This window comes from Sorangium sp. So ce385 (assembly GCF_051474135.1).
Classification (GTDB): Bacteria; Myxococcota_A; Polyangia; order Polyangiales; family Polyangiaceae; genus Sorangium; species Sorangium cellulosum_D.
The window spans coordinates 14,140,331-14,153,069 of the sequence record NZ_CP150337.1 but is presented as its reverse complement, the minus strand read 5'-3'; the positions used below and the strand labels follow the sequence as shown (position 1 = coordinate 14,153,069).

The following is a 12,739-nucleotide window of genomic DNA, read 5'->3' as shown; positions in this document are numbered from 1 at the left end:
CTTCCCTCTTCGTGCGCGTGCGCGTCTGAAGATCCCGCACATCTTGATCCTTTTCGTCCGCGCCAAGCGTCCGAAAGGAGATGAGAAATTCGGGTCTGTCAGCCGCAGCACAATCGATCGCCGATGAGTTCCAGGCGGTACAGCTGGGCGATGCTCGCCTTCACGAGCGTGTCCGCCGGATCGTGACGCGGCTCAGTGAGTCCCCTGGGGAGAGTCTTCCCGACGCGATGAAGACGGACGCGGAGCTGGAGGGGCTCTACCGCCTCCTCGGCAACAAACGCGTCGCGTATGGTGCGCTCGTGAGAGCGCACGCGGAGCAGACCGTCGAACGCATGGCCGGGCATAGGACGGTCCGTGCGGTGCACGACACGACCGAGTTCGAGTTCGACGGCGAGGTCGAGCGCAAGGGGCTCGGCCCGCTGCGTGGCCGCAGCGAAGCGCGCGGCTTCTTTGCGCACGCGACGCTGGCGGTGGCCGAGGATGCGGTCAACCTGCCGCTCGGTCTGATCGGGCTGGAATGCTGGGCACGCACGAGCTCGCCGCGGTCCGGGCAGCGCAAGAAAAAGCTGAACGGCGGCGACTACGCGCGCATCGACGACAAGGAATCCACCCGCTGGGCGCGGCAAGTGGAGGAGGTCGAGCGAACGGTCGAGGGTCGCTGCTCGCTGGTGCACGTGATGGATCGCGAGGCGGATGCCTACCCGCTCTTGAGCGCGATGAGCCAACAAGGCCGGCGCTTCGTCGTACGCGTTGCGCGTGACCGGCTGGTGTGGGAGCTGGATGACCAGGACGAGCCGCTCGAGGACATCGGCCTGATGCCACTGAGCGAGGCGCTGGGCGAGCTGCCCATCAAGCTGGAGCGCGAGGTCGCGCTCTCCAAACGCCGCGCCAGCTCTGCGCCACGGCAGGGGCGCGCGCATCCCGACCGCCACGCTCGGCCGGCGACGTTGGGCATCAGCGCCACGCGCTTGGCGCTGCGGCGACCGCCGTACCTGTCCGAGCAGATGCCCCACGAGCTCGGGGTAAACCTCGTGGTCGTGCGGGAGCTCGATGCGCCTGCCGGACAGGAGCCGGTAGCTTGGGTGCTGGCCACCAACGAGCCGATCCAGACCAAGGAGCAGATCGCAGCGGTGGTCGACCACTACCGCGCCCGGTGGCTCATCGAGGAGTTTTTCAAGGCCCTGAAGACCGGCTGCTCCTTCGAAACGCGCCAGCTCGAGAGCTTTGAGAGTCTGACGAACGCGCTGGCCCTCTTCGTCCCGATCGCCTGGCAGATGTTGCAGCTGCGCGCGCTGTCGCGGCTCCGACCCAACGCTCCGGCCGACGAGGTGCTCAACCCAGCGCAAACGGCGCTGCTACGGCAGTTTCAGCCCAAGAAGATGCCCACCGAAGGCGCCACCGTGCGCGACGCGCTCTATGCCGTCGCTGGCCTTGGAGGTCACCTCAAGCAGAACGGTGCGCCCGGATGGCAGACGCTTGCGCGAGGCATGCAAACCTTGTTGACGTTGGAAGCCGGCTGGAATGCCGCGGCCGAGATTTCCCGCCAAACTATGGGGAAGATGTGATCAATCCTCAGGCGTGCGCGTGCGCGTGCGCGCTGATTCCGGGGAATCGCGCACGCGCACGCGCACGAAGAGGAGCACGGAAGACGGAAGACGGGAGACGAGCACGGGAGACGGGAGACGAGCACGGGAGACGGGAGACGAGCACGGGAGACGGGAGACGAGCACGGGAGACGGGAGACGAGCACGGGAGACGGGAGACGTCTGCGTGGAACCCGAGCGATAACCGCTCTAAAGGTGCACGGACAGGACCCCGACGGCGGCGCCGGCCAGGATGAGCCAGAGCGAGCTCACGCGGTACCGGACGAGGAGGAGCGCCGCGACGAGGGCCAGGACAGCGGTGAGCCAGTCGACCACGGCGGCGCGGGCGAGGCGGTAGGAGACGACCGCCATCAGCGCGAGCGACGCAGCGTTCACGCCGTCGAGGAAAGCCGAGGCCACGGCGGAGCGGCGGACGCGGGGGATCAGCGGGCCGCTCAGCGCGACGAAGATGAACGCCGGGAGGAAGATGCCCACCGTGGCGACCAGGGCGCCCGGGCCACCGCCCAGGAAATACCCGATGAACGTCGCCGTCGTGAAGACGGGGCCGGGCGTCACCTGGCCGACCGCCACCGCGTCGAGCAGCTGCGCCTCGGTCATCCAGCCGTATCGCTCGACGAGATCCGCGCGAAGAAACGCGAGGAGCACGTAGCCGCTCCCGAAGAGGACCGAACCCACCTTGAGAAAGAACAGGAACAGCGGCAGGAGCCCGAACGGCACGCCCGCGGCCGCGGCCGTCGCGGCGCCGCCGGCGAGCGGGACGACGAGGCCCGCCACGCCGGGCGACGGGCCCCGAGGGCGCCCGGCCGCGAGCCGGAACGCCACCGCGAGCGCGCCGGCGCCGGCCAGGATCGCGAGCTCGTGGACGCCGAGCAGGCTCGCGCCCGCGCAGAGCGCCGCGAGGCCCGCCGAGAGCTTCGAGCGCAGGCCGGCGCGGCCGAGACCCCAGAGCGCCTGGACCACCACCGCGATGATCACCGGCTTCACCCCGTAGAGGAGCGCCGACATCTCCGGCACGGCGCCGAACCGGACATAACCCCACGCAAAGCCGAGCGTGATGAGCGCCGCCGGAACGATGAAGCACGCCCCGGCCACGAGCAGCCCCGCCCAGCCGGCCCGGCGGTGCCCGATGTGGATCGCGAGCTCGGTCGAGCTGGGTCCCGGGATCAGGTTCGTCGCACCGTAGAGATCGAGGAAGTCCTCGCGCGTCATCCAGCCGCGCCGGCGGACCACCTCGTCCTCCATCATCGCGACGTGGGCCGCAGGGCCGCCGAACGCCGTGGCGCCCAGCCGGAAGAAGAGCCGCGCGAGCTCCCAGAGCGCCGCGCCCCGGGCCTCGCCGGGCGCCTGGGCCCCCCCGCTGACCGAGCTTTCGCCCATGACCGTGCGGCCGTGTGTACCAGAAGCGGGCCCCGGAAGCGCCGCCAAAGGCCTCGAGGGGCCGCCGCCAGGGCAGCCCCCCGGCGGCTCCGGGCGCCCGCCGGCGGGCGCCGGCTCGCCCCTCAGTCGACGGGGAGCACCGGGATCTCCGGCGGGACGAGGAAGAAGACCTTGCGGGTGCTCAGCGTCGTCACGGCGTCGCCGGTGACGACGATGTTCGCCGTGAAGACCTGCGGCTCCGTCGTCGGGGGCACCGAGACGTTGATCTTCGGGAGCACGTCGAAGCAGACCGTCGGCCCAGGGAACACGTTGGCGAACGTGTCCGCGACGCCGTCGAGGTTCTTGTCCACGGCCCTGAGGCCGGAGGTGCAGGGCTCCGGCGCCAGGTTGTTCGCGATGATCCTGTCGATGAACGCGCTCACGGCGTCGACCGCGTCGGTCTCGTCGTCCTGCGCCGCCGCCGAGATGTCGAGCGTGACGTAGGTCGTGAGCACCTTGATCGCCTGCACGACGGCCAGGTTCAGGCCGGTGCCGCTGCTGGAGGTCTGGAACACGAGCGGGCACTTGCCGTTGGCCGCCGCCACGCCCCTGCCGTTCTCGCCGGTGCAGCACTGGCCGACATCGCACCGCGGCGGGCGCATGCCCTCAGGCCCCCACGCCGTCGGCGGAACCACCGAGCCCGTCGCCAGCGCGCCGGCCGTCAGATCCGCCTTCGCCTCGCTCCCGTCGGAGGTCGCCACCATGCCGATGAGGCGGCCGCCCAAGGCGGTCACCTCGCTCAGCGCCTGCTGGTAGTTCGGGGACTCGATCCTCGAGTAGGCGTACCCCGGGATCGTCCCGTTGTGGCTCGGCTGGTCGGTGATCATCACCACGATGGGCAGCGAGCCGGTGCGGAAACCCACGCCGCCGATCGTGCCGACCGACTCGCCCGCCGGGATGTCGCCCGGCGGCGCGGTCGCCGGGTCGAACGCCGGCACGCTCGAGTGTCCCTCGTCCGTGCCCCGCCCGCTGGCGATCTGGAAGAGCGCCTCCCAGCCGCTCTCCGGCTCGTCGCTGCCGCCCGAGGCCGAGAGCTCGTCCACCGCTTCCTGCACCGACTCCCGCCCCTCCGGCGTGAGCACGCTCATCACCCGGTGCTCCAGGTAGAACGGCTGGTCGGCGGAGCCGCCGTACGGGTCGGTCGGGAAGTCCTTGTAGTGGGTCACCCCGATACCGATGCTCGGGATCTCCTCGGCGAGCACATCGATCATGTCCTGGAGCGCGCCCTGCAGGTTCCTGATGGAGCCGCTCATGGAGCCCGTGGTGTCCATGGCGAACACCACGTCGGCCTGCGAGATGTTGGTCGAGAAGTCGAGCGTGTCCTGCGCCGGGGTCGGATCGTCCCGGTACGGCACGATGAACACGAAATCCCCGTTGGCCCGCGGGTTATCCAGGTCGTCGTTCGGGTTCGTGCCGGCGGACACCTCGATGAGGTCGCTCACGCCGTCCTCGTCCGTGTCCTCGCTCGCGGTGCTGGACTCGATCGGGTCGAGCACGCCGTCGCAGTTGACGTCCTCGAGCCTGTCGAGCAGGCCGTCGTTGTCGCTGTCCAGATCGAGGAAATCACCCGCGCCGTCCACGTCGCTGTCGATGGGCGGCTTCGTGATCTCGCCCTCGCCCCGCTCGACCTCATCGGGCCGGCAGTCACCGTCCGAGTCGAGATCGCGGAACGCCGGGATCCTGTCGCTGTCGGCGTCGATCTCTCGCTCGAACCGATCGAGGATGCCGTCGTCATCGGAGTCGGTGTCGCGGAAGTCAGGCCACCTGTCGTCGTCGGTGTTCACCGGGTCGAGCGGGTCCGGCCCCAGCTCGTCCCTGTCGAAGAGGCCGTCGGCGTCGTCGTCGAGGTCCGCATAATCGGCCGTGCCGTCGTCGTCGCGGTCGCCGTCGCCGTCCTCTTCGTCGGGGATCCCGTTGCCGTCGGAGTCCTCGTCGCGGAAATTCGGCACGCCGTCGCCGTCGCTGTCGGGAAGCGCGGTTTGCCCCGTGGGGATGGCGCCCTCGAGCTTGTCGGGCAGCCCGTCGCCGTCGGAGTCGGCGTCCTCGAAATCGGGCACGCCGTCGCTGTCCGTGTCGATCTCCTCGTCGCGCCCCTCCTCCGCGTCGCTGATGCCGTCCTCATCCGTATCCTCGATCGTCGGCGCCGCATCGATCGGCGGCTGCGGCTGCGGGGCTTTGTCGTTCGACGCAGCGGTGCAGCCGACCGGCACGGAGAGCAAAAGGCAGTAGAGCAGAGGACGAAAACTACGACGCATAGAGACTCCTGCGCGAGTGGGTGCGAAATCCTAGACGCTCCGCACAACCCGGACAACCGGCATTCCATCGCGCGCGCGAGCTCCGACGCCATCGACAGCCCAGGGGACTGCGGCGCAAAGGCCACCGCGATCCGCCGCGGCAGGGGCCGCTCGTCGCCTCATGCACTGACAACGGAACGCCGCGGGCTCCTTCGCTGTCGTCCGCCGCGGGCGCTCGATCGCTTCAGGGAAGTTTCAGGCGAGGTACCGTGACGGTCACCGACTCCGCCGGCGCGCTCTCACGCTCACGGTAAGGGCAATGACGACATTTCGAGTTGCAGCAGTATCCCCGCTTCAGGTGATACGACGCTGTGAAAACCACCCGGCCGCCCTCGAGGTAATAGTCTTCGCCTTCGATGGCCTTAGGAGGTTTCGGCCCGCGCATATGCCCTCGATCAAGCTACTCCGAAACGCGTACCGGCGCCATCGGCCCCCCGGGCGCGGCGGGGCCGCGACGCCCGCCCGCCGCCCGTGCTACGCCTGCGCCGCCCGCCGGTGCCCCGGCGGGTCCGCCCGCGATGCCCGATCGATCCTGCCCGAAGCTCCTCCGCGCCCTGCTCCCGCTCCTCGCCGCGACCGGCTGCGACGGCTGCCCGAGCTCCAAGCCCTACACGCCCTACACGCTCGGCTCGGCGGCGCCCTCCGGCTCCCCGCCCCCGCTGAGCGGCGTCGCCCCCGGCGCGCCGGACGCGGGCCCCGACGCCGACGCCGGCGCTCCGGACGCCGCCGCGCCCCGGTTCGCGGCCGTGCCGAGCGTCCCGGCGCCCGAAGGCGGCAAGCGGTGGCCCCTCGACGGCGGCGCCGTGGCCGCCGCGCCGACCGGGCGCACCTTCGAGACCGGCCTCCTGCTCGACCTCGACGGCGACGGCGCGCGCGATCTCGTCGCCTGGGCGCGGGCGCCCGACGGCCTGCGCGGCGAGCTCCTGCTCGCGCCCGCCGCGCGGCCGCAGGCGCCGCGCACGCTCGCCGCCCTCCCCGGCGATCTCGCCGCGCAGGGGTGCACCCCGCGCGTCGGCCTCAGCCAGATCGGCCCCGCGACGCTCGCCCTCGATTTCGCGCCGCAGTGCCCCGACCAGCAGCGCGCCGCCGGCGCGGGCGCCACGCGCTGGATCGCCGTGATCCGCCTCCCCGGCCCCGCCGCGGGCGCGGGCGCGGCGCCGGAGCTCGCCCTGGAGCTCCGCCTCCGCACGCCGCCGCCCGACGAGGCGCTCTCCGCCGCCCTCGAGGTCGCCGACCGCGACGCCGACGGCCGCGACGACCTCGTCGTCTCCGTCGGCCTCTCCGGCGCGCTGCGCCCGTTCCCGGCGCCGGCGGGCGCCGCCGCCGCCGGCCTCGGCGTCCCGCTGGTCTTCCTCGATCGCCCCGCGGGCCTGTCGCGCGACGCGGCGCAGCCCGGCGAGGCCCTGCGCGCGCTCGCCGCCTCCCTGCTCCGCGACGCGCGCGGCAAGTCCACCGCGCCGGCCGTGGCCGCCTCCGCCCAGCGGCTGCGCCGGCTCCACGCCGCCCTCTGCGCCGACGCCGCGGGCGGCGGCGGCGCGGTCGCCGGCCGCGACGCAACGCGCGCCGGCGAGGCGCTCGTCTGGACGGGCGCGGGCCCGGTGCGGTGCGGAGAGCCGGGGCTCGCCGCGGCGATCGATCACGCCGAGGCGGTCGCGGCCTCGACGAGAGGCGCGCCGATCGCGGCCGTCGCGGCGCTCGACCGCGCCGGCGCCGAGCCGCGCACCAAGGACGAAGGCAAGCTGCTCGCGAAGCTCGCGCCGCCGGCGACCGCGAGCGCCGTGTACCGCACCGCCGCGGCCCCGCAGCCGACCCGGCCCGGCGCCTTCGGCCCGCTCGCGTTCGAGCCGAGCGGCGCCCTGCTCGTCCGCACCGCGCAGGGCGTCGTCCGCGTCGACCCCGCGGCGTCGACCGAGGCGGCGACGGACATCCCCCCCTGGCCCGCCGCCGTCCACGCCGGCCCCGCGGAGCTCGTCGCCGTCGAGCGGCGCTGCGACGCGCCCACGCTGCTCGCGCTCTTCCGCAGCTCGCCCGACGCTGTCGGCGAGATGGAGGTCCCGCTCCCGCTGCTCCGCGGCCAGGGGCCCCGCGCCCGGCCGGGCGCGGCCCCGCCCGAGCGCTGCGCCGGGACCGAGCGGCTGCCGTTCGCTCCGCTCGCCGCGTCCGAGGGCGGCTTCGACATCGCCCTCGGCGCCGCGCTGGTCTCGATCGACCTGCGCGCCGCCGCGCCGACCGCGTCCGCGCTGTCGTTCCCGCTCACCACGCCCGCCCCGCAGGGCGCGGCGCGGTCGCCGGACGGCGCGACGCTCGCGGTCCCGGCCGCCGGCGGGCTGCTCGTGGCGACGGCGGGCGGCGCCGCGCGCCTCTGGTTGGGCGGCGACCTCGCGCAGGCGACGGCGTGCGCGCCGGCCAACGGGGGGGCGCGCGTCGCGTGCGTCGTCGGCGCGGCCGCGGTGATCTTCGAGGCGAAGTGACCCCCGCGGCCTAGGCCCGGGGGTCAGCCGGGGATCAACCCTTGTTGACGCGCTCCAGGTACTTGCCGTCGGTCGTGTCGATCTTGATCCACTCGCCCTCCTTCACGAAGAGCGGGACGTTGACGGTCGCGCCGGTCGACACCGTGGCGGGCTTCGTGGCGCCGCTCGCCGTGTCGCCCTTCACGCCCGGCTCGCTGCTCACGATCTGGAGCACCACGTGCGGGGGCATGCTGACGCCGATCGGCTGCCCGTTGAACAGGGTCACGTCGATCGACATCCCGTCGCTGAGCCACTGGGCATCGTCGCCGATCTTCTCGCCGGGGACCGTGAGCTGCTCGCCGGTCGCCGGGTCCATGAACACGTAGTCCGTGCCCTCGGGATAAATGTACTGGAGGCTGCGCTCCTCCACGTCCGCGGGCTCCAGCTTCTCGCCGGATTTGTACGTGCGCTCGAGCACCGCGCCGGTCGCCATGTTCCGGATCTTGACGCGGGTGAAGGCCTGCCCCTTTCCCGGCTTGACGAACTGGAAGTCGATGACCGAGTAGGGCTGGCCGTCGACCATCATCTTGAGGCCTTTTCGGATGTCGCTTGTGTCCATGGGCAGAGCTTCCTGGTAGCGTAAGGGCGGCCTGTCGGCGAGGCCGGGGATCCGCGTCAGCGTCCCCCTTGCGCGGCCGGCGCGTCCGCGTTAGCGGCCTCCCGGGCGCGGTTCGGGGGTCCGCGTCGCGGCCCCCTTAGCACGAGCGCGGCCTCCTGCACAGGGCGCGGTTTCAGGACTTGAAAATGCACGACTTCGACGACGAGCTCCGGGAGATCAAGCGTGAGATCGTGGAATCCCGTGGGCTCATCATCAAGACGAACAACCTCACGAACGCCCTCGCAGCGGACCTGAAGAGCATCTCCAAGCGCCAGATGGCGTACGAGCGGCGCGCCTTCTGGAACAGCGCGAGCGCGAACCTCCTCTTCGTGATCGTGGTCATCGGCGTGGTCAAGCTCGCCTGGGACGCGCGCGTCGACGCCGTCCAGGCCGAGACGAAGGGCGACCGGGACCGCATCGCGAAGCACGAGGCGGATCTCAAGGAGATGCATCAGCGGAACGACGCGCGGGCCAAGGCCGAGAGCGACGCCGCGGCGTTCTACGAGCTCATCCGTGCCGAGCGGCGGCAGGAGGTGATCGAGGGGTTCGAGGCGCTGCGCAAGGCGCCGCTCACCCGCGCCGAGCTCGCCTTCTTCACGGACTCGGTCGACAAGGCGCGCTCGGAGCTGTCGATCAAATCGTACCAGACGGGCCTCGATCACATGCGGACGGGCCGCTGGCACGAGGCCGCGGTCGCCTTCGAGGACGCGATCCGCCAGAAGGAGACGGCGTCGCACACCCCGTCTGCCCGCCTCAACCTGGCGCGCGCCTACCGCAGGCTGAACCGCCAGCGCGACGCGATCCCGCTGCTCATGACGCTCTCCGAGGCGTCGCCCGACCGCGAGGTCATGGACGACGCGACCTTCCTCCTCGCCGAGTGCCTGCTCGACATCCAGGCCTGGAACGACGCGAAGACGACGCTGCGGTCGTTCATCCGCCGCTTCCCGGACAGCGCCTACATCAACGACGCGCGCCTCGCGCTGGCCGACGTCTCGCTCCGGCACTGACGCCTGCCGCGGCGCCGACGCGCGCCGGCGCCCGCGCGGCGCGCGCGGCGCGCCTCAGGACGGGGGGCGCACGTCGATCTTCCGCGGCTCGTCCTTGTCCTCGAACCAGCTGGACCGGAGCGTCCGGCGGAGGCCCGACGCGAACAGGCAGTCGCGGAACGCGTTCTGCTGGAAGGTCACCGCGCTGTGCGCGAGCGGGGTCTCGACGAAGATCGCGCGGCCGTCCAGGAGCTGCTTGCGCGTGAGCTCGCCCGGGCGGCGCTCGTGGAGGCAGGCGACGCCCTTCGCCTCGAGGGCGCGCTCGAGCTCGAGGTTGAGCCGCCGCACGTCGCCCGCGACGAAGTGGCTGATGAGCTTGTGCCGGTCCCGCCCCGACCTGTCCTTCCGCTCGAGCACCCAGTCGCGGAACGCGTCGACCTCCCCGTAGAGGGCGTCGAACAGGTACACCTCGCTCACCTCGCAGCCGCCGTGGCGGAGGCACGCGGCCGCGACGCGGTAGCCGCCCGAGTGCGCCGACAGGCAGAGCCTCCCGAGCTTCGCCTTTCGCGGGGCGGCGCGGTCGCCGAGCGCCCGCCGCGCCGCGGGGCCCGCGAGCACCGCCGCGAGCTCGCCGCACAGCCGCCGCAGGCCGCCCTGCTGCCCCAGCTGGCCCGGGGGCGACTCGGCGGCGTTCACCGCGCCCTGCGGCACGACGAGCACCGCGTTCTGCTTGCTCTCGTGGAGCTGCTCCCGGAGCTTGTGCGCCGCGATGGCCCGCTCCGCGGTCGTGACGTGACCGTGGAAGTGGATCACGAGGTCGAGCTCGCCGCTCTCCGGCGCGCGGTAATGGTCCGGCACGAAGACCAGCACCGTCGCGTCCCGGTACGGGGCGCCGGCGCAGGGGAACGGCGCGTGCGACAGCTCGAGCTTCAGCGTCACGCCGATGTCCGAGTCGTCGACGCGCTTCACCTTCGAGGCGCCCCCGGCGAGCGCCGGCGCCGGCCGGAAGAGCCCCGGCGCGGCGACGGCGCCGCCGGCCGCGCCGAGCGCATGGAGAAAGGTCCGACGGCTGAGCGGGGGTGCTGCGAAGCGGGACATCCTGGCGACCTCGTCCGATGCCGCCTCCGCGCGTACCGCAGCGGCCGGATCCGGGCCAAGAAACCGCCCCGCCGATCAGGCCTGGTTGCTGACCGCGGCCGAGCTGACCTGCGCGAGCAGGTCCTGGATGCGCCGGACGAGCTTCGCCGGCTCCTGCACCACGCCCTCGACGAGGAGGGCCTGGTCGAGGAGGAGCTCGGACCACTGCTTCACCCGCTCGGAGTCGGGCTCGCGCCCCGCGAGGATGTTGAGGTTCTTCACCACCGGGTGGCTCGGGTTGAGCTCCAGGATCCGCTTGGACTCCTCGGTGCTCTGGTCGATGAGCTTCATGATCCGCTCGAGGTTCGCCCCTGGGTCGCCCTCGGCCGCGACGAGGCAGCTCGCGCTGTCGGTGAGGCGGCGCGAGACGCGCACGTCCTTCACCCGGTCGCCGAGCGCCGCCTTGACCGCCGCCACGGCGGCGTCCACGGCCTCGTCCGGCTGGTCCTTCTTCTCCGGCTCGTTACCGAGGTCGACGTCGCCGTGCGTCACGCTCTTGAGGCGGCGCTTGTCGAACTCGTTCAGCGCCTTCACCAGCCACTCGTCGACCGGATCCACGAGGAACAGCACGTCGTAGCCGCGCTTGCGGAACGCCTCGAGGTGCGGGCTCTGCTCGACCGCGCGGCGGCCGAGGCCGGTCACGTAATAGATCTCCTTCTGCTGCTCCGGCATCTTCTCCACGTAGTCGCGGAGCGAGATGAGCTTGCCCGCCTCCGTGTTCATCGACTCGAACCGGCAGAGCTCGGCGATCGCGTCCTTGTTCTTCCAGTCGTTCGTGACCCCTTCCTTGACGACCCGGCCGAACTCCCTCCAGAAGGTCGCGTAGCGCTCGGGATCCGACTCGGAGAGGTCCTTCAGCGACTTGAGCACCTGCTTGACGATCTGCTGCTCGATCTGCGAGAGCGTGCGGTTCTCCTGGAGCATCTCGCGCGAGACGTTCAGCGACAGATCCTCGGAGTCGACGACGCCGCGCAGGAAGCGCAGGTACATCGGCGTGAGCTTGTCGCAGTCCTCGACGATGAGGACCCGCTTCGCGTAGAGGCGCACCGCCCTGCGGTCCTTGTGGAACATGTCCGGCGGCGCCTTCTCGGGCACGTAGAGCAGGGCGTGGAACTGCACCGGCGCGTCGATCGACAGGTGCACCGTGAGCAGCGGCTTCTCCCCCTCGTAGCCGCCGGTCACGTGCCGGAAGAACTCCGCGTGCTGCTCCTCGGTGATCTGCGACTTCGGCAGCGTCCAGAGCGCGGCCGAGCGGTTCGCGACCTCGTCGTTCACCTTGATGGGGAAATGGACGAAATCGGAGTACTTGCGGATGATCTCCTTGATCCGCCACGCCTTCGTGTACTCGCGCGCGTCGTCCTTGAGGTGGAGGACGATCTTCGTGCCGGGGTGCTCGCGGTCGCCCGGCGCCACGGTGAAGGAGCCGGCGCCGGACGAGCGCCACAGGACGGGCTCGGCGCCGGGCAGCATCGAGCGGGTCTGCACGTCGACGCGCGAGGCGACCATGAACGCGGCGTAGAAGCCGACGCCGAACTGGCCGATGAGCTGGAGCTTGCCGCCCTCCTTCTGCTTCATCGCGGCCTCGGCGTTGGCCCTCAGGAACTCCAGCGACCCCGAGCGGGCGATGGTGCCGAGGTTCTGCACCACCTCGTCGCGGGTCATCCCGACGCCGTTGTCCTCGATGGTGAGGGTCCGGGCGGCGTCGTCGAGCGTGATGAGGATCGCGGGCTCGCCGACCTGCTCGGCGACGCCTTCGCGCGTGAGGGCCAGGAAGCGGGCCTTGTCGAGGGCGTCCGACGCGTTCGAGATGAGCTCGCGCAGGAAGACCTCCTGGTTCGCGTAGAGCGAGTTGATGACCAGCGCGAGGACCTGCTGCACCTCGGCCTGGAAGGGGAGCTCGACCGCGCCGGCGGCCTTGGGCTCCTCGGACGCGGTCGACGCGGGCGGCTGGGGGCCCGGCGCCGCGCCCGAGGGCTCGGCAGAGGGCGCGGCACCGCTGGTTTCGGGGTTCTGGCTTTCCGTGTTCATCTCGGCGACCAAATGGATCCGATTTTCGAAAGGGCAATCCCCCGCCGCGCTGCAGCGCGACGCGCGGACCGCGCCGCGGGGCGATCGCCGCGCTCGATGCTCGGCCCTCCCGCGGCGACGCTCCCCCGCGGCGACGCGCGCCGCCATGGCGGCTCACCCGCGGCGA

Annotated in this window: 9 protein-coding genes; 3 read left to right on the top strand and 6 right to left on the bottom strand. The window is 71.9% G+C overall.

The window, feature by feature from the left end; all coding sequences use genetic code 11:
* Positions 1-80 precede the first annotated feature (80 nt).
* Positions 81-1,565, top strand: a complete 1,485-nt coding sequence (locus WME83_RS51820) for an IS4 family transposase (RefSeq protein WP_437317112.1) — start codon at positions 81-83, stop codon at positions 1,563-1,565.
* Positions 1,566-1,793: 228 nt separating this feature from the next.
* Here WME83_RS51820 and chrA read toward each other — a convergent pair whose 3' ends face one another.
* From chrA to WME83_RS51805, 3 genes are all read right to left on the bottom strand, one after another.
* Positions 1,794-2,981, bottom strand: a complete 1,188-nt coding sequence (gene chrA / locus WME83_RS51815) for a chromate efflux transporter (protein ID WP_437317111.1) — start codon at positions 2,979-2,981, stop codon at positions 1,794-1,796.
* Between the two features lie 122 nt (positions 2,982-3,103).
* Positions 3,104-5,275 (bottom strand): VWA domain-containing protein, encoded by a 2,172-nt coding sequence (locus tag WME83_RS51810; RefSeq protein WP_437317110.1) that lies wholly within the window; start codon positions 5,273-5,275, stop codon positions 3,104-3,106.
* A gap of 223 nt (positions 5,276-5,498) precedes the next feature.
* Positions 5,499-5,699: a DUF5522 domain-containing protein gene (locus WME83_RS51805; RefSeq protein WP_437317109.1), complete on the bottom strand. Its 201-nt coding sequence runs from the start codon at positions 5,697-5,699 to the stop codon at positions 5,499-5,501.
* A gap of 133 nt (positions 5,700-5,832) precedes the next feature.
* Between WME83_RS51805 and WME83_RS51800 the strand changes: the two genes are divergently transcribed.
* Positions 5,833-7,785, top strand: a complete 1,953-nt coding sequence (locus WME83_RS51800; RefSeq protein WP_437317108.1) for a hypothetical protein — start codon at positions 5,833-5,835, stop codon at positions 7,783-7,785.
* Positions 7,786-7,819: 34 nt separating this feature from the next.
* Here the strand turns inward: WME83_RS51800 and efp are convergent, their stop codons facing one another.
* The gene (gene efp, locus WME83_RS51795) at positions 7,820-8,383 is read right to left on the bottom strand and encodes an elongation factor P (protein ID WP_437317107.1); all 564 of its coding nucleotides are present in this window, start codon (positions 8,381-8,383) and stop codon (positions 7,820-7,822) included.
* A gap of 185 nt (positions 8,384-8,568) precedes the next feature.
* On the opposite strand from efp, the gene WME83_RS51790 reads away from it, so the two are divergent.
* Positions 8,569-9,429, top strand: a complete 861-nt coding sequence (locus tag WME83_RS51790; RefSeq protein WP_437317106.1) for a tetratricopeptide repeat protein — start codon at positions 8,569-8,571, stop codon at positions 9,427-9,429.
* Positions 9,430-9,483: 54 nt separating this feature from the next.
* On the opposite strand, the gene WME83_RS51785 is transcribed toward WME83_RS51790, so the two are convergent.
* Entirely contained in the window at positions 9,484-10,506 is a 1,023-nt protein-coding gene (locus tag WME83_RS51785) for a hypothetical protein (RefSeq protein WP_437317105.1), read from the bottom strand.
* 75 nt (positions 10,507-10,581) lie between these two features.
* The gene (gene htpG / locus WME83_RS51780; protein ID WP_437317104.1) at positions 10,582-12,573 is read right to left on the bottom strand and encodes a molecular chaperone HtpG; all 1,992 of its coding nucleotides are present in this window, start codon (positions 12,571-12,573) and stop codon (positions 10,582-10,584) included.
* Positions 12,574-12,739: the final 166 nt, after the last annotated feature.

Excerpts from the sequence above, each read along its gene's own strand:
- efp (WP_437317107.1), bottom strand. The coding sequence starts at position 8,383 with ATGGACACAAGCGACATCCGAAAAGGCCTCAAGATGATGGTCGACGGC.
- WME83_RS51820 (WP_437317112.1), top strand. The coding sequence starts at position 81 with ATGAGAAATTCGGGTCTGTCAGCCGCAGCACAATCGATCGCCGATGAG.
- WME83_RS51805 (WP_437317109.1), bottom strand. The coding sequence starts at position 5,699 with ATGCGCGGGCCGAAACCTCCTAAGGCCATCGAAGGCGAAGACTATTAC.
- htpG (WP_437317104.1), bottom strand. The coding sequence starts at position 12,573 with ATGAACACGGAAAGCCAGAACCCCGAAACCAGCGGTGCCGCGCCCTCT.
- chrA (WP_437317111.1), bottom strand. The coding sequence starts at position 2,981 with ATGGGCGAAAGCTCGGTCAGCGGGGGGGCCCAGGCGCCCGGCGAGGCC.
- WME83_RS51810 (WP_437317110.1), bottom strand. The coding sequence starts at position 5,275 with ATGCGTCGTAGTTTTCGTCCTCTGCTCTACTGCCTTTTGCTCTCCGTG.
- WME83_RS51790 (WP_437317106.1), top strand. The coding sequence starts at position 8,569 with ATGCACGACTTCGACGACGAGCTCCGGGAGATCAAGCGTGAGATCGTG.
- WME83_RS51800 (WP_437317108.1), top strand. The coding sequence starts at position 5,833 with ATGCCCGATCGATCCTGCCCGAAGCTCCTCCGCGCCCTGCTCCCGCTC.
- WME83_RS51785 (WP_437317105.1), bottom strand. The coding sequence starts at position 10,506 with ATGTCCCGCTTCGCAGCACCCCCGCTCAGCCGTCGGACCTTTCTCCAT.